A 15447-nucleotide genomic window follows, 5' to 3' on the forward strand; every position below is an offset into this window, starting at 1 on the left:
AGGACAAGGAACGCCCATGACCCACAGCCGATTCGCAAGAACCGCCGGCTGGCTGGCGCTGCCGTGCCTGGTCGCGGCAGGCCTGCTGGCCTGGTATGTCACCCGGGAGCCTGCGTCGCCTTTCGTGGCCGAACAAAACGCCAACGTCGACCCGGCGCTTGTCAGCCGCGGCGAGTACGTGGCCCGGCTCAGCGACTGCGTGGCCTGCCACAGCCTGCCCGACAACAAGCCGTTCGCCGGGGGCCTGGAGATGGCCACGCCGTTAGGCGCGATCCATGCCACCAACATCACCCCAGACCGGGACACCGGCATCGGCGGCTACAGCCTCGCCGACTTCGACCGCGCTGTGCGCCATGGCGTCGCCCCCGGTGGCCGGCGGCTGTACCCGGCCATGCCCTACCCCTCCTACGCCAAGCTCAGCGATGACGATGTGCGTGCGTTGTACGCGTTTTTCATGCAGGGCGTGCAACCTGCCAACCAGCCGAATATCCCCAGCGATATCCCCTGGCCGCTGAACCTGCGCTGGCCCATCGCGTTGTGGAACGGGCTGTTTGCGCCCACTACGCCCTACGTGACCAAGGCTGGCCAGGACCCTCTGTGGAACCGCGGCGCTTATATTGTCCAAGGCCCCGGGCACTGCGGCAGCTGCCATACCCCGCGCGGCCTGGCCTTCAACGAAAAGGCTCTGGATGAAGACGGCAAGCCGTTCCTGGCCGGCGCGCTGCTCGATGGCTGGTACGCGCCGAGCCTGCGCGCCGATCACAACACCGGCCTTGGGCGCTGGAGCGAAGCCGAGATCGTCCAGTTTCTCAAGACTGGGCGTAACCGGCATGCCGTGGTCTATGGCTCGATGACCGAGGCGTTCAACAACTCCACGCAGTTCATGGCCGACGAGGACCTGGCGGCAATCGCCCACTACCTGAAATCGCTGCCAGGCGATCCGCAACGTGACGGCACGCCCTGGCAGTACCAAGCGGCATCGGCGGCGGCGACACTGGAGCGCCCAGGCGCCCACACCTACGTCACGCGCTGCGCCTCTTGCCATGGGCTAGACGGCAAGGGCCAGGCCGAATGGATGCCGCCGTTAGCGGGCGCAACCTCGGCCTTGGCCGGCGAGAACGCCTCGGCGATCAACATCACCCTCAACGGCTCGCAACGCATCGTTGCCGCTGGCCTGCCCGATGCCTACCGCATGCCGGCCTTCCGCGAGCAATTGTCGGACCAGGAGGTTGCCGAAGTATTGAGCTTTGTGCGCAGCAGTTGGGGCAACCACGGCAGCGCGGTGGATGCACAGGCAGTGAGCACGTTACGCGGGCACACCGACCCGGCCAGCAGCAGCCCCATCATCTTGCATATGCGATGAAGCCGGCACAGGTATTACGCTTTGGAGAATGAGAATGGAAAGCATCGACCTGCTGGTATTGCGCACCGCCCGTGACTGGCTTGCCAGCGGTGAACGCGTCCTGCTGGCCACCGTAGCCCGCACCTGGGGCTCCTCCCCTCGCCCGGTCGGTTCGATGATGGCCCTGCGCAGCGACGGTCGCGTGGTCGGCAGCGTGTCCGGTGGCTGCATCGAGGACGATCTCATCCACCGCTACACCACCGCCTATGGCGGCCCCGGCATGCAGACCGGGCTGCCGGAGGTGGTTCGCTACGGCGTCAGCGCCGAGGACGCCCACCGTTTCGGCTTGCCCTGCGGCGGCACCCTGCAACTGATCCTCGAGTTCGAGCCATCGGCAGCACACCTGGCGCAACTGCTGGCCGGCCTGGACAGCGGTAGCCTGATACGCCGCGAGCTGGATGTGCGCAGCGGCGCAGCCACGCTTACGGCCAGCGCCACACCGGATCAGTTCAGCTTCGACGGCCAGCGCATGCTCAGCACCCTCGGCCCTGGCTACCGCGTGCTGCTGATCGGCGCCGGCGCGCTGGCCGAATACTTGGCGACCATGGCCCTGTTCAACGGCTTCACGGTGTCGGTGTGCGACCCTCGGCCCGAGTACATGGGCGGCTGGAGCGTCGAAGGCGTGGTGAAGCTGGCCGGGATGCCGGACGACGTGGTTCGCGCCTTCGCCCCCGACCTGCGCAGCGCCGTCGTCGCCCTCAGCCACGACCCCAAGCTCGACGACCTGGCATTGCTCGAAGCCCTGCACAGCCCGGCGTTCTACATCGGCGCCATCGGCTCCCGGCGCAACAGCCAGCTGCGCCGCGAGCGCCTGATCGAGCACTTCGGCGAGACCGAAGCCAGCCTCCAGCGCCTGCACGGCCCTATCGGCATCTACATCGGCAGCAAGACCCCGGCCGAAATCGCCGTCAGCGTCATGGCCGAGATCCTTGCCGCCAAGAACGACGTGAGCCTGCCTGGCGCGGTCAACGTGACCAAGGCCAAGCTTGCGCGGGAGGCCGAGGCGTGCCTGCACACCCCATGACCTGCGCCGCGCTGGTGCTGGCGGCTGGGCGAGCGCAGCGTTTTGGCAGCGACAAACGCCTGGCACGGCTGCCTTCGGGGCAGACGCTGCTGGCAGCGACGCTGGCGCGTGCATTCGAGCAATTCGCCGTGGTGCACATCGTGCTGCGCCCGGGCGACAACGCGCAACAACTGGGCATCGACCCGCGTGCCCGGATCGTATGGGCCGACCAGGCCGAGCATGGCATGGGCGCCAGCCTGGCAGCGGGGGTAACCGCCCTGTTGCAGACCCCGGCCCAGGCGGTGGCGGTGATGTTGGCGGATATGCCGTGGATCGCTCCGCGTACCTTGCACACGTTGTGCGAGCAGGCCAGCGCTACACGTATCGTGCTGCCGCTGTACCAGGGCCAGCGCGGGCACCCGGTGGTCTTCGGCCGTGCCTTCTGGCCGGCACTGGCGCAGTTGCACGGCGACCAGGGCGGCAGGCAGGTCATCCTGGACAATCCGCAGGCGTGTGCCAGCGTAGCCGTCGACGATGCTGGGGTAGTGCTGGACGTTGACGTGCCGCAAGCCCTGACGTCGATGTGAGGGTCAGTGAGCGAGCCCTTGCGACTGCTGTTGCTGCCAACGTGCCAGGTTCTGCCGCAGTAATTGCTCCGGCAACGTGCTGGACACGACCTGGGTCATCTCCCGCGTCAGCGCTTCGCGCAACTGCGGCTGATTGCAGGGCGACTGATGTGACACCGCCAGGTACAAGCCTTCGCTGGACACGGGCGGGTCCAGCACCTGCAGCTTGTCCTGCATGCCCAGCGTCTGCGCCAATGCCATGCCGGGGTACTGCTCGAAGACCACGTAGTCGCTGCGTTTGAGCAACAGTTTCTCGAAGGCCTGCTTAGCGCTGGGCACCGCTTCGAGCGTGAGGTTGGCCCTGGCATAGTCATCGAACTGCTGGCCATGGCTGTTATTGACCAGCGTCCCGCCTTTACGGCCTTGCAGGTCCGCCCATTGCTGATAGGCAAAGGCCCCTTGCTGGCGCACCCAGACCACGCTGGGCGTGTGCAGGAACGCGGGGCTTATGAAGTCCATCAGGTGGGTGCGCGCTTGGGTCAGAAAATACCCGGCCAGCAGGTCGATACGGCCCGTGCGCACTTCCTCCTGGGCACGCGACCAAGGCCCGCCATAGACCACCTCCACCTCCAGCCCGAGTTGCTTGCCCAAGTGCTTGAGCAAGTCGGCATTGGCACCGATCAACTGCTGAGGGTTGTGTGGGTCACGCCACAGGTACGGGGGGTATTCAGGGTTGCCAGTGGCCGTCAGGTGCTGGCATGCCGCCTGCGCACCCGCGCCCATCGGTAGCAGGGACCCGCACAACAACAGCAAGGCGTGGCGAACGCAACGCTCGATCATCTACAACCCTCGGCACAAGTGGCACCCGGCGACCCGGCGTGGTCGCCAAAGGCTGCCACATCCCGTGGAGGACTGCAGCATCTGGCTTCGCGTGGTGTAGACAGTCTGGCTCAACAATGGCTAGGCGGCAGGGATTTGTTGCGCAGGCAGGTTGACGGGGCCACTGCGCGTCGCCAGTAAGCCCCGAATGGCTTAAGCCGACTGACGACGCATCGTCAAAATGGCCGCACCGAAGCCAATGAAGGTCGTCCCCACCACCCGGCTCACCCAGCGCGAAAGGCTGGGCCGGGTCAACACGCCCTTGGCACGCGAGGCCAGCGCGGCGTACAGGGTCAGCGAAACGAGCGACAAGGCGACAAAGATCCCGGTCAGGATCAGGAACTGCGGCAGCAACGCTGCACCCTGATCGATGAACTGCGGGAACAGCGCCGTGAAGAACATGGTCGCCTTGGGGTTGGTCACCGCCGTCAGGAACGCCGATTTGTACAGCTTCATCGGCGTCGGGCGTTGCTTGGCCACCCCGGCGTCAGCCCCCGCCTCGAGCATCGGGCCTTTCTTCAACAACTGCCGTGCGCCGAGGTAGAACAGGTACGCGGCACCGATGATCTTGACCGCATTGAAAAGGACTTCAGAGCTGGCCAACAAGGCGCCCAGCCCGAGCATGGCCGCTGCCGACAGGCAGAACAGCCCCGAACCATTGCCCAGCGAGGACCAGACAGCGCTGCGCTGCCCGTGGGCCAGGCTGTTGTTGATCGCCATCAGCGTTGCAGGGCCAGGGCTGGCGATGGCGATCGCAGCGACCAAGGTAAAGGCAAGAAGCGAGTGAGAATCCATTTTCCAGGCTCGATTTAACGTTCAGAGAGTTGAGTGTTGACGCAGTAGACAACGGTCAGTCGGTATTCTGCCGCTTCGCGTTCTTCTTGACGATGGCCTTCATCCGCGTGGCCGCGCGCTGCACGGTGGCCATTTTCTCAGGGCGCTTCATGCCGCGCCACTTGCGGATTTCTTCACGGGAGCGGCCACAGCTTACGCACAGCTCGCTGTTGAGCTGGCAAAGCGAGACGCAGGGGTTGTCGATGTCTTTGGCCATTACACGCTCAAGACCAACATTCAGGCCGGCATTTCAGCGCGCACACGTTCGGCGGCTTCTTCAAAGACTTTGCGAAGCTCTTCGGACTTGGCCTTGGTAATCGACTTGGCGGCCAACAGTTCATCCACTACGCGAACGCACTGTGCCTCGGCAGTTTTCAGTTGCTCACGGTCAGAGGCGTCGGCGATATCACCCAGATAAGGAGCAACGAGGTACACGTACCGGTCCTGCAGCTTGAGTGTTTCCAGGGCATCGAGGGCAGTCTGGAACCGTTGGGCAGCGGCAGGGCTCATGCTCAATTTATCGAAATGAATCAGGCTCACACGGTCAGTGGCCATTGACGAATCTCCGTTTCCTGATAAGGCCAGGCTCGCAGGCAGCGCCGCTTCTACGGTGCTCGGGAGTGCGGGCCAGGGTAATGCCCATCAGGGTACCAGAACGCGGGACAAATAGGGCCATCGCCCCCGGAACTAAAAGTATTAAACAGGTCGTTCAATGGATGCCCCACGGCGCATTCGGGACAGGAAGCGCTGTGACTCGCACAGGATAATCGGCCCGGCAAGACTCCCCCGCCGAGACCGTCATCGACCCCGGCAGCCCACAACAACAAGCCTGCACGCGCAGGTAAGCCACAAAGGGGCAACACCATTCATGGCAAAGGAACACATCACCGAAACGCTCGACCTTGGCGTGACGGACCCCTCGAAGACTGCAGAAGCGCGCCAGGACCGGCACCTCGAGGGCAAGATCGACTGGATCGTCTTTGGCATCACCAGCATCCTGGCCATCGGCTTCGTCATCTGGGGCTTCATCAGCCAGGCCAGCCTGGCCGCCAGCGCGTCCTCGGCACAATCCTGGGTCATTCTCAACTTTGGCTGGTTTTTCGTACTTACTTCGACCGTGTTCGTCATCTTCGTGCTGTGGCTGGCCGCCAGCCGCTACGGCAGAATTCCGCTAGGGCGTGATGGCGAAGCGCCAGAGTTCCGCACGGTTTCCTGGGTGGCCATGATGTTCAGCGCCGGCATGGGCATCGGCCTGATGTTCTTCGGCGTTGCCGAACCCTTGTCGCATTACGTGTCGCCGCCTCCCGGCTCGGCCACCGGGCAATCGAGCGAAGCCATGCAGGTGGCCATGGCCACCACCCTGTTCCACTGGACCCTGCACCCCTGGGCCATGTATGCCATCGTTGGCCTGGTGATCGCTTACGGCACCTTCCGACGCGGTCGCTCGCAGCTGATTTCCACTGCCTTCCGGCCCCTGATCGGTAAACACGCCAACGGCCCGATTGGCCGTGTGATCGACATGATGGCGATCTTCGCCACCTTGTTCGGCTCTGCCGCCTCGCTCGGCCTTGGCGCCCTGCAGATCGCCGGTGGCCTGGAATACAACGGCTGGATCGAGAGCCCCGGCAAGCTGTTCTACATCTCGATCATCACCCTGCTGACCATCGCCTTCGTCACCTCTGCGGTCTCTGGCATCGGCAAAGGCATCCAGTGGCTGTCCAACACCAACATGGTGCTGGCGCTGGTGCTGGCGGTGTTTGTGTTCCTGGTTGGCCCGACGCTGTTGATGCTCAACCTGCTGCCCACCTCCATCGGCATCTACATCAAGATGCTGCCAGAGATGATGGCCCGCACCAACGCCAGCGGTGGTGAGCAGATGGACAGCTGGCTGGCCGGCTGGACAGTGTTCTACTGGGCTTGGTGGATCTCCTGGACGCCTTTCGTCGGCATGTTCATTGCCCGCATCAGCCGCGGCCGCACCATCCGCCAATTCGTCACCGGCGTGCTGCTGGTACCGAGCCTGGTCAGCCTGGTGTGGTTCACCATCTTCGGCGGTGCCGCCATCGACGCCCTGCGCGAAGGCAGCTTCGCACTGGTCAATGGCGCCGTGAACAGCAACCATGCCCTTTATCAGTTGCTGGACAGCTACCCGCTGGCCTCGGTGACCTCGGTACTGGTGATGATCCTGGTGGGTATCTTCTTCGTCTCCGGTGCCGATGCCGCATCGCTGGTCATGGGTACCCTGTCGGAGCACGGCACCACCACGCCATCACGGCGCACCGTGATCTTCTGGGGGGCACTGACCGGCACGGTGGCGGCGATCATGCTGGCGATCGGCGACCCACGCGACCCCGGCGAAGCGCTAACCGGGCTGCAGAACCTGACCATCGTGGTGGCACTACCCTTTGTCGTAGTGATGGTGCTGCTGTGCCTGGCGCTGTACCGCGACCTGCGCAAGGACCCGATGATGCTGCGCCACCTGCGTGGCACTGAGCTGATCGAAAAGGCCGTGCTGTATGGCGCGGTGAAACACGGCGAGGAGTTCTACATCGTGGTGCAGGAGAAGAAGTCCGCGAGCAAGCAGGCGCAACCCCTGGCCGACGCCGAGCTGAACGGATAACCCCTACGCTGCAACAACCCGGGGCCGCCAAGCGGGCCCGGGCCGCTTCAGTCACTCGGCGAGAAAACTGTCTTCGAACGGGTAATGGGTCAGCACTTCATACCCCGTCTCCGTCACCAGCAGCTGGTTCTCCAGTTTTATCCCGTCACGCCCTCCTACCTCCCCCACATAGGCCTCTACGCACAGCGCCATGCCAGGCTGCAGTTCCCCTTCGTAACCGTAGGCGTCGAAGTCTTCCGGGTAACGAATGCAGGGATACTCGTCGCACAGCCCCACCCCATGGAACATCACCCCATAACGCTGGGCACGGCAGCTTTCTGGCAGGCGATGCCCGTTACGAGTGAGCTCGGAGAAGCGCACGCCAGGCTTGACCATGTCGGCGTTGACCTGGATGTGCTCATGGGCGATTCGATACAGGCGTTTTTGCTCGGCCGTCGGCTCAAGCCCGCCACACATCCAGCTGCGCGACATGTCGACGCAAAAGCCGTACACGCCGATCAGGTCGGTGTCGAACGACAGCAGGTCGCCGTCGCTCAGCACCCGTGGGCCGGACTCCTGATACCACGGGTTGGTACGCGGGCCGGAGCTGAGGATGCGGGTTTCGATCCACTCGCCGCCACGGCGGATATTGCCGCTGTGCAATGCCGCCCAGACGTCGTTCTCGGTTACCCCGGCGCGCATGGCCTGGCGCATTTCGGCGATGGCAGCTTCACAGGAAGCCACCGCGCAGCGCATGGCGAGGATTTCATCGGGGCCCTTGATCAAACGCGCGAACTCGGTCACCGCCTGGCCGTTGTGCACCTGCACGCCCAAGGCGTCCAGGGCTCGCAGGCCGGCAACCTCGATGCGGTCCACGGCCAAGCGGCGGTTGTCGCCGGCATGGGTTCGTAGCAGTTCGTCGACCTGGGCACAAAAACGCCGGGCATGTTCGTCGGTACGCTCGCCCGTTTCGAAGTAGAAGAACGACGCGCCACTGCGCAGCTCACGCACCAAAGGCAGGTGTGCCGAGAGGTGGTCGCAGCCATGAAAATCCCACAGCACCACATGCCCGCTGGCAGCGACGAAACAGGCACGGGCGGGGTTGTGGGTGGTCCACAGCTGCATGTTGGTGCTGTCGGTGGCGTAGCGGATGTTCAACGGATCGAATAGCAGAATGCCGCCGAGGTCACGGGCCACGAGCTGCTCGCAGATGCGTTGCAGGCGGTACTCACGCATCGTCGCCAACTGCGGCACCTGCAGGCCGAGCGCGGCCCACTCGGCGAACGCCAAAGGGGTCGGGCCGATTTCGCTGCGGTCGTTGTCATCGACCGAGCCGTCGGCCCTGAGCGCGGCAGCACGCTGGCGCGACGGGTCGATACGGCGTGACTGGGCGGGGATCGAGAACGGCGAAGTCATCATGGTGCGAGGGCTTCCTTGATCGTAGTGTTGGAAGAATCACCCACCTGCAAGGTGGCGCCGCTAGTTGCTGGCTTGCACCGCCGTCGCTCGCGCGGCCTGCAGCCATTGATCAAACTGCTGACGATGCGCTGCAATCCACGCCTGGGCGTGGCGCTGAATGTCGCTCAGGTTCTTCTCGCCGTTCTGCATCTTGAGGTTCTGCGCGCTCTCGTCCGCCGCGCTGATCTGCACCAGCGACAGAAACTTCAGTGCCGCCGGGTTCTTGTCGGCGAACCCTCGGTTGAGCACCGCTTCGACCTTGTCCACCGCAAAGCCCAGGTTCTTGCCCTCGAACGTGGTATCGACGCTGTTGCCGCCGCCCGGCAAATCGGTGTTGGGCACTTGCAGCCACACCACGTCGCGCCCCTCCACCATCACCCCGGCCACCCACTGGGGTACCCAGGTGTAATAGAGCACCGGTTTGCCTTCCTTGAAGCGGGTGATGGTGTCGGCCATCAAGGCGAAATACGACCCTTGGTTGACGTGCACGGTCTTGTCCAGGTCATAGGCCTTCATGTGGTGGGCGATGACCAGTTCACAGCCCCAGCCGGGGTTGCAACCGGTCAGGTCGGCCTTGCCATCGCCGTCGGTGTCGAACAGCTTGGCCAGCTCGGGCTTCTTCAGGTCGGTGATGTACTTGATGTTGTATTGATCGGCGGTTTTCTTGTCGATCAGGTAGCCCTGCAACACGCCAGGCATGATATCGCCAGCCTTGACCATGTTCTGGTCGCCGCCGGCCTTCTCGTAGAAGCTGGCGTGCAGCTTGTCCCACAGGTTGACGCTGAAGTCGGCGTCGCCGTAACCGACTGCCAGAATCATCGTGGCGTATTCGGTTTCCTTGGGTTTCTGCACGTTGTAGCCCAATTCGCGCAGGCCCTGCATGGCGATTTCGCCGCGGAAGCGTTCTTCATCCACCGAAGGGAACGACGGGGTTATCTTCACCCCCTCCCCTGGCTTGTCGGTGGAGGCGCTGGCGCCCAGGCACGTCACGGAAAGCGCCATGGCACAAGCGCACTGAAGCAAACGACGGGTGAACGGGGACTCGTACATCTTCGCGTACCTTTTCGGGTTGTTGTCGAGGGTTGCGGCAGATAGAACGCGGTGTTTCAGGCGGCCTTGCGCTGCCCTTGTGGTTGCGCCGCGCCACATAGGCGCAGCACCAGGCCCACCGGGCCGGTGTGGTACCATCGCAGGCTCGGGTCGGCATTGGTGCGCGCGCCCATGGCTTGGGTCAGGCGGTCGAGGAAGATCGCCAACAGCACCAGCCCCATGCCCCCGACGGTAGCCAGGCCCATGTCCAGCCGGCCGATGCCGCGCAGCACCATCTGGCCCAGGCCGCCGACCGAGATCATCGAAGCGATCACCACCATCGACAGCGACAGCATCAGGGTCTGGTTGAGCCCGGCCATGATGGTCGCGGTGGCCAGCGGCAGCTGCACGCGGGTCAGCATCTGGTGCGGCGTGCAGCCAAAGGCGCGGGCCGCTTCGATCTTGTCTTCCGGCACCTGGCGGATGCCCAGGTTGGTCAGGCGCACCAGCGGCGGCAGGGCAAACACGATGGTCACCAGCACGCCCGGCACGTTGCCGATGCCGAATAGCATCACCACCGGCACCAGGTAGACGAACGCCGGCAGCGTCTGCATCGCATCGAGCACGGGGCGGATAATGCTTTCCAGGCGGTTGCTGCGGGCGCAGACAATGCCCAGCGGGATGCCGATCACCGCGCAGAAAAACACCGAAGTGAGCACCAGCGCCAGGGTGGTCATCGACTCCGACCACACGCCGATCAGCCCCAGCAAGGTCAGGGTGACGAAGCACAGCAGCGCCATGCGCTTGCCCGCCAGCTGCCAGCCGAGCAAGGACGACAGCAGGATGCCAATGGTGGGCGGGATGCTCTGCAGGGTGAACTCGATGCCGTTGAGCACCTGGTCGATCGGCCAGCGGATGGCGCGAAACACCTCACGGAAGTTGTGCACGAGGAAGTTGAGGGTAGCGGTGACCCAGTCGCCCAGGGGGATGGTGGCCGCCTGGAACGGGTCGAGCAGGCTGAATTCGGACATGGGGCAAACCTCGCGGGGGTCAGTGGCGGCTCAGGGACTGCAACGGCGTGCTGTTGGCCAGGCTGGAACACTGGCAGCGGCTGTTGAAGGTCTTGAAGAACGCGCGCACGTAATCGTTGGCCGGCTGGTTGATCAGCTGCTGCGGGGTGCCGATTTGCACCACCCGGCCGCCCTCCATGATCGCGATGCGATGGCCGATGCGGATGGCTTCCTCGATGTCGTGGGAAATGAAGATGATGGTGCGCTGCTGCTCGGCCTGCAGGCGCATCAGCTCGCCCTGCATCTCGTTGCGGATCAGCGGGTCGAGGGCCGAGAAGGCTTCGTCCATCAACAGGATGGTCGGGTCGTTGGCCAGCGCCCGGGCCAGGCCCACGCGCTGCTGCATGCCGCCGGACAGCTGGTGCGGGTAGCTGTGCTCGTGGCCGGCCAGGCCGACCTGGCCCAGCGCCTCGCGGGCACGGCGGTGGCGTTCGGCCTCGGCAACGCCGGCGATTTCCAGGCCGAAGGCGGTGTTCTGCAGCACGCTCATGTGCGGCATCAGGGCGAAGGACTGGAACACCATGCCCATTTCCTTGCGGCGCACATCGAGCAGGGCTTTATCGGACAGGCCGGTGATTTCGCGGCCGTTGAGGTGGATGCTGCCGGCGGTGGGTTCGATCAGGCGGTTGAACAGCCGCACCATGGTCGACTTGCCCGAGCCCGACAGGCCCATGATGACGAAGATCTCGCCACGTTTGACGGAAAAGCTTGCATCGAACACGCCGACGACGTGGCCGGTCTTGCTGAAGATTTCGTTCTTGTCGGCGCCCTTGCGGAGCATCTCCATGGCCATGTTCGGGTTGGGGCCGAACACTTTGAAGATGTTGTTTACCGAAAGAATCTCATCGGCATGGCTCATACGACCCTCTTTGTTTTTGTTATGACCAATAAATGATCGGCATCCTTTCCATGGGCGGAAACAGCTGCAGACGTGCGATTGGCAGGGTGCTCAAAAAGCAGTGAGCGAATCAGAACGGTGATGATCTTATGGTTGAGCCAGCGGTGCGTGGCACGCTGGTAAAGCCTCGGGGTAGCGGGCTTTTGTGAAGGACTGGCTGAACTGTAGCCCTGGCGATCGGCATGGAATAGAACGGAAGCGTCAATTTATGGTATGCCGGGGCCCAGGGCTTGCCACGGCATAGGGACTGTAGGAGCAGCCTTGTGCTGCGAAGAGGCCGGTGATAACACAGTGAATCTTTAGTGTTATCACCGGCCTCTTCGCAGCACAAGGCTGCTCCTACCGGGTAAGTGGGTCACCCCTTCAATGCTGCCTCAATCTTGGCGACATCGATCTTGCCCATTTCCATCATGGCCTCGAACGTCCGCTTGGCAGCAGCCCGGTCGGGATTGGCAATGGCCTCGATCAGGATGCGTGGGCAGATTTGCCACGACAGCCCCCACTTGTCCTTGCACCAGCCACAGACGCTGGCCTCGCCGCCATGGCTGACGATGGCATCCCACAACCGGTCGGTCTCGGCCTGGTCCTCGGTGCTGACCTGAAACGAGAACGCCTCGCTATGGCTAAAGGCCTTGCCCCCATTGAGCCCAACGCAAGGGATACCCATGACGATGAACTCGACAGTAATCACATCGCCTTGCTTGCCCGACGGGTAGTCGCTAGGGGCTTGGTGCACCGCCACTACCCGGCTGTCGGGGAAGGTGCGAGCGTAGAAGTTGGCCGCCTCTTCGGCGTCATGGTCGTACCACAGGCAGATCGTGTTTTTGGCAGTCATGGCAGGGCTCCATGAATGAGAGTGGGCCTTTGAGTCTAGTTCACGGCCTTGCCGTCGGCGCCGCTGCATGGCCCGGTATTCGCCTTCAGGACGGCCGGTCTTTGCAACATTCTGCAGACATTTCCGACGTTAGGTAGTGAACCTGCTTACATAAAAAAGGTCTTTCGCTGACGGTCAACTCACCGACCGGTTCACCGGCCCAGTCAGCGGGCCTACTTTTGTCCTGTTTCAGCGAAGACCAACATGCCCGAATCCCGCCCCACATTCTCCGCCCTCCCAGCCCTGCGCGGCGGCCTGATCGCAGCCCTGGTGGCCCTCGCCGCCCCGGTGCATGCCGAGGAGCCTGCCAGCGATGCGCGCTGGGTCAGCGACAGCCTGAGCACCTACGTGCGCAGCGGCCCGACCGATGGCCACCGAATTGTCGGCACCCTCAAGTCCGGCCAGAAACTGACGCTGGTCACCACCCAAGGCAACTACAGCCAGGTGCGTGGGCAGAATGGCGACCTGGTGTGGATCCTCAGCAGCGACCTGCAGGCGGTGCCAGGCCAGGGCGAACGCCTGCCGCAGCTCGATGCCCAGGTCGCCGACCTGTCCGGGCAGCTCAAGAGCATCGATGACAGCTGGAAAAACCGCGTGCAGGGCATGCAAGAGACACTGGACTCGCGCAAGCACCTGATCGACGAACTGGAAGCGCGCAACAAAGCGCTGAACGAACAGCTCGACCAGAGCCAGTCGACCTTGCGCGATACCCAGGCCCGCTTGGGGGATGAGAACAAGCAGGTGATGATGCGCTATATGGTGTACGGCGGCAGTATTGCAGGCGCGGGCCTGCTGATGGGGTTGATCTTGCCGGCGCTGACGCGTGGGCGGAAGAAGAATGACCGCTGGTTCTGATTAGGGGTGCATCAGGGGCTTGAGGCGGGCGCCAGGAGGCATGCACCCGCCCCCTACAACAGCCGCTCCAAAGCCTCCAGCACATGCGCTGTGGCACGTTCAGCCTGCCCTTCACGGCAGGCGATGCCCAGTTGCCGCCACAACCCCGGACGCAACGGTCGTCGGGCAATCCGCCGGTCCAGCTCGGGCGCCTCGCCCTCCTGCGGCAGCAATGTCGCGCCGTAGCCGGCCCCCACCAGGCTTTTAATCGCATCGTTGTAGTTCAGCTCGATGCGCGGCTCGGGGAACAACCCCGCCGCAGCGAACCATTCCCCCGTCACCCGCGACAACTGCGTGCTGCTGTCATTGAGAATCAACGCCCGCTGCGCCAACCATGCCGGAGTCACCTTGGCCGGCGGCTGCCAGTCGGCCGGCACATAGGCCAAGATCGGATCGCGTCGCCACGGGGTGATCTTGAGCCCTTTGCCTGCCACTTGCGGCAAGGCCACCAGGCCAATGTCCAAGGCCCCTTCGCGCAACCGCGCTAGCGACGCCTGCGAGGTCAGCACCTGCACCTGCACATCGATCCCCGGATGCACTTCGCGCAGGTACTCGAGCGCTTTGGGCAACAGGTGGGCAATGGCGCCAGTCGAAGCCCCCAGGCGGACCCTGCCAGTCAGCCCCTCGACCTGACGGCGCACCTCGTCCAGCGCCAGGTCGGCATCGGCCAGCAAGCGACGGGCTCGGGCCAGCAGCGTCTCGCCGATGGCCGTAGGCCGTACCTGCCCACGGTTGCGGGTGAGCAACGGCGCGCCGACCCGTGCCTCCAGCTCGGCCACATGCAGGCTGATGGTGGGTGGGGCCAGGTTGAGCCGGCGAGCGGCCTCGGCAAACGAGCCGAGGTCGGTGATTTCGACCAGCGTGCGGAGGCGGTCGAGGCTGATTTCGCGCATGACTAGCTTCAGAAATAATGAACATCAGCATCATGATATTCAAATTTCCTTTAGTCCAGCCGCGGGCGAGCATAGGCCACCCTCCCCTGACCGGACCTCGACCATGCATACCCCTGTTGTTTTTATCGACGGTGACCAAGGCACCACTGGCCTGCAGATTCACGCCCGCCTGCACGGGCGCAATGATGTGCGCCTGCTGACCCTGCCCGAGGCCGAGCGTAAAGACCCGCAGCGCCGCGCCGAAGCCATCAACAGCGCCGACATCGCTGTGCTCTGCCTGCCCGATGACGCCGCCCGCGAGGCCGTCACGGCAATCCACAACCCGCACGTTCGGGTCATCGACGCCAGCTCCGCCCACCGCACCAGCCCCGGCTGGGTCTATGGCCTGCCGGAACTGGACGCGCAGCAAGCCGAGCGCATCGCCCACAGCACACGCGTCAGCAACCCCGGCTGCTACCCCACCGGCGCGATTGCCCTGCTGCGCCCGCTGATCACCGCCGGGTTGCTGCCAGCGGATTACCCGCTGAGCATTCACGCCATCTCGGGGTACTCCGGCGGCGGCCGCGCCGCGGTCGAACGCCATGAGCAGCCGAGTGCCGAGAACACCCCAACCCTGCAGCTGTATGGCCTGGAACTGGCACACAAGCATGTACCGGAAATCCAGCAACACGCCGGGCTGTCGGCACGGCCGGTGTTCATGCCTGGTTACGGCGCCTATCGCCAGGGCATCGTGCTCAGCATCCCGCTGCAGTTGCGCCTGCTGCCCGGCCAGGTCAGCGCCGAACACCTGCAGGCCTGCTTGGAACAGCACTACCAAGGGGCTCGCCACGTTCAGGTGATGCCCCTGCACCAGCAAGGCCCGGCTGCAGCACTCGACCCCGAAGCGTTGAACGACAGCAACGACCTGCGCCTGGCGCTGTACGCCAACCCGGCGCATGGCCAGGTGCTGCTGACCGCTGTATTCGATAACCTGGGCAAAGGCGCGTCCGGGGCGGCGGTACAAAACCTCGACCTGATGCTCGCCGCGCTACAGGCGCAAGGCTGATTG

General features: G+C 64.1%; 16 protein-coding genes. 6 read left to right on the forward strand and 10 right to left on the reverse strand.

Going from position 1 to position 15447, the window contains the following annotated elements; translation table 11 throughout:
* The first annotated feature begins 16 nt into the window (after window positions 1-16).
* From AB7M33_RS25405 to AB7M33_RS25415, 3 genes are read left to right on the forward strand one after another with little or no spacing between them, the layout of a single operon-like run.
* Window positions 17-1363 carry a c-type cytochrome gene (locus AB7M33_RS25405; protein ID WP_454243928.1) on the forward strand — a complete coding sequence of 449 codons (1347 nt, stop codon included), beginning with the start codon at window positions 17-19 and terminating at the stop codon, window positions 1361-1363.
* 34 nt (window positions 1364-1397) lie between these two features.
* Complete coding sequence (locus AB7M33_RS25410) at window positions 1398-2426, forward strand: XdhC family protein (RefSeq protein WP_027593626.1); 1029 nt, start codon at window positions 1398-1400, stop codon at window positions 2424-2426.
* Window positions 2408-2992, forward strand: a complete 585-nt coding sequence (locus tag AB7M33_RS25415) for a nucleotidyltransferase family protein (protein WP_454243929.1) — start codon at window positions 2408-2410, stop codon at window positions 2990-2992. The genes AB7M33_RS25410 and AB7M33_RS25415 overlap by 19 nt, the downstream gene beginning before the upstream one ends.
* Window positions 2993-2995: 3 nt before the next feature.
* Here AB7M33_RS25415 and AB7M33_RS25420 read toward each other — a convergent pair whose 3' ends face one another.
* The 4 genes from AB7M33_RS25420 to AB7M33_RS25435 all read right to left on the reverse strand — a co-directional run bounded on the left by AB7M33_RS25420 (window position 2996) and on the right by AB7M33_RS25435 (window position 5239).
* Window positions 2996-3811, reverse strand: a complete 816-nt coding sequence (locus AB7M33_RS25420; RefSeq protein ID WP_099429077.1) for a substrate-binding periplasmic protein — start codon at window positions 3809-3811, stop codon at window positions 2996-2998.
* Between the two features lie 192 nt (window positions 3812-4003).
* Window positions 4004-4645 (reverse strand): LysE family translocator, encoded by a 642-nt coding sequence (locus AB7M33_RS25425; RefSeq protein ID WP_099429076.1) that lies wholly within the window; start codon window positions 4643-4645, stop codon window positions 4004-4006.
* Between the two features lie 55 nt (window positions 4646-4700).
* Window positions 4701-4901, reverse strand: coding sequence for a DUF1289 domain-containing protein (locus AB7M33_RS25430; protein WP_099429075.1), 201 nt, complete (start codon window positions 4899-4901; stop codon window positions 4701-4703).
* 20 nt (window positions 4902-4921) lie between these two features.
* A complete protein-coding gene (locus AB7M33_RS25435; protein WP_099429074.1) occupies window positions 4922-5239 on the reverse strand; it encodes a hypothetical protein in 318 nt (105 codons plus the stop codon).
* Window positions 5240-5552: 313 nt separating this feature from the next.
* Here AB7M33_RS25435 and AB7M33_RS25440 point away from each other — a divergent pair, with 313 nt between their 5' ends.
* On the forward strand, window positions 5553-7304 hold the full coding sequence (locus tag AB7M33_RS25440) for a BCCT family transporter (RefSeq protein WP_099429073.1): 1752 nt from the start codon (window positions 5553-5555) through the stop codon (window positions 7302-7304).
* 51 nt (window positions 7305-7355) lie between these two features.
* On the opposite strand, the gene dddP is transcribed toward AB7M33_RS25440, so the two are convergent.
* From dddP to AB7M33_RS25465, 5 genes are all read right to left on the reverse strand, one after another.
* Window positions 7356-8702, reverse strand: coding sequence for a dimethylsulfonioproprionate lyase DddP (dddP, locus tag AB7M33_RS25445; protein ID WP_238213107.1), 1347 nt, complete (start codon window positions 8700-8702; stop codon window positions 7356-7358).
* Between the two features lie 60 nt (window positions 8703-8762).
* Window positions 8763-9791, reverse strand: coding sequence for a glycine betaine/L-proline ABC transporter substrate-binding protein ProX (gene proX, locus AB7M33_RS25450; RefSeq protein WP_238213105.1), 1029 nt, complete (start codon window positions 9789-9791; stop codon window positions 8763-8765).
* Window positions 9792-9847: 56 nt separating this feature from the next.
* Window positions 9848-10801, reverse strand: a complete 954-nt coding sequence (gene proW / locus AB7M33_RS25455) for a glycine betaine/L-proline ABC transporter permease ProW (protein WP_454243930.1) — start codon at window positions 10799-10801, stop codon at window positions 9848-9850.
* Between the two features lie 19 nt (window positions 10802-10820).
* Window positions 10821-11699 carry a quaternary amine ABC transporter ATP-binding protein gene (locus tag AB7M33_RS25460; protein WP_454243931.1) on the reverse strand — a complete coding sequence of 293 codons (879 nt, stop codon included), beginning with the start codon at window positions 11697-11699 and terminating at the stop codon, window positions 10821-10823.
* Between the two features lie 394 nt (window positions 11700-12093).
* The gene (locus AB7M33_RS25465; RefSeq protein ID WP_454243932.1) at window positions 12094-12573 is read right to left on the reverse strand and encodes a VOC family protein; all 480 of its coding nucleotides are present in this window, start codon (window positions 12571-12573) and stop codon (window positions 12094-12096) included.
* 243 nt (window positions 12574-12816) lie between these two features.
* Between AB7M33_RS25465 and AB7M33_RS25470 the strand changes: the two genes are divergently transcribed.
* Window positions 12817-13467 carry a TIGR04211 family SH3 domain-containing protein gene (locus AB7M33_RS25470; RefSeq protein WP_085274352.1) on the forward strand — a complete coding sequence of 217 codons (651 nt, stop codon included), beginning with the start codon at window positions 12817-12819 and terminating at the stop codon, window positions 13465-13467.
* A gap of 53 nt (window positions 13468-13520) precedes the next feature.
* Here AB7M33_RS25470 and AB7M33_RS25475 read toward each other — a convergent pair whose 3' ends face one another.
* Complete coding sequence (locus tag AB7M33_RS25475) at window positions 13521-14399, reverse strand: LysR family transcriptional regulator (RefSeq protein WP_099429069.1); 879 nt, start codon at window positions 14397-14399, stop codon at window positions 13521-13523.
* A gap of 103 nt (window positions 14400-14502) precedes the next feature.
* Here AB7M33_RS25475 and argC point away from each other — a divergent pair, with 103 nt between their 5' ends.
* Entirely contained in the window at window positions 14503-15444 is a 942-nt protein-coding gene (gene argC / locus AB7M33_RS25480; protein WP_454243933.1) for an N-acetyl-gamma-glutamyl-phosphate reductase, read from the forward strand.
* Window positions 15445-15447: the final 3 nt, after the last annotated feature.

The organism is Pseudomonas sp. Y3 TE3536 (assembly GCF_053629175.1).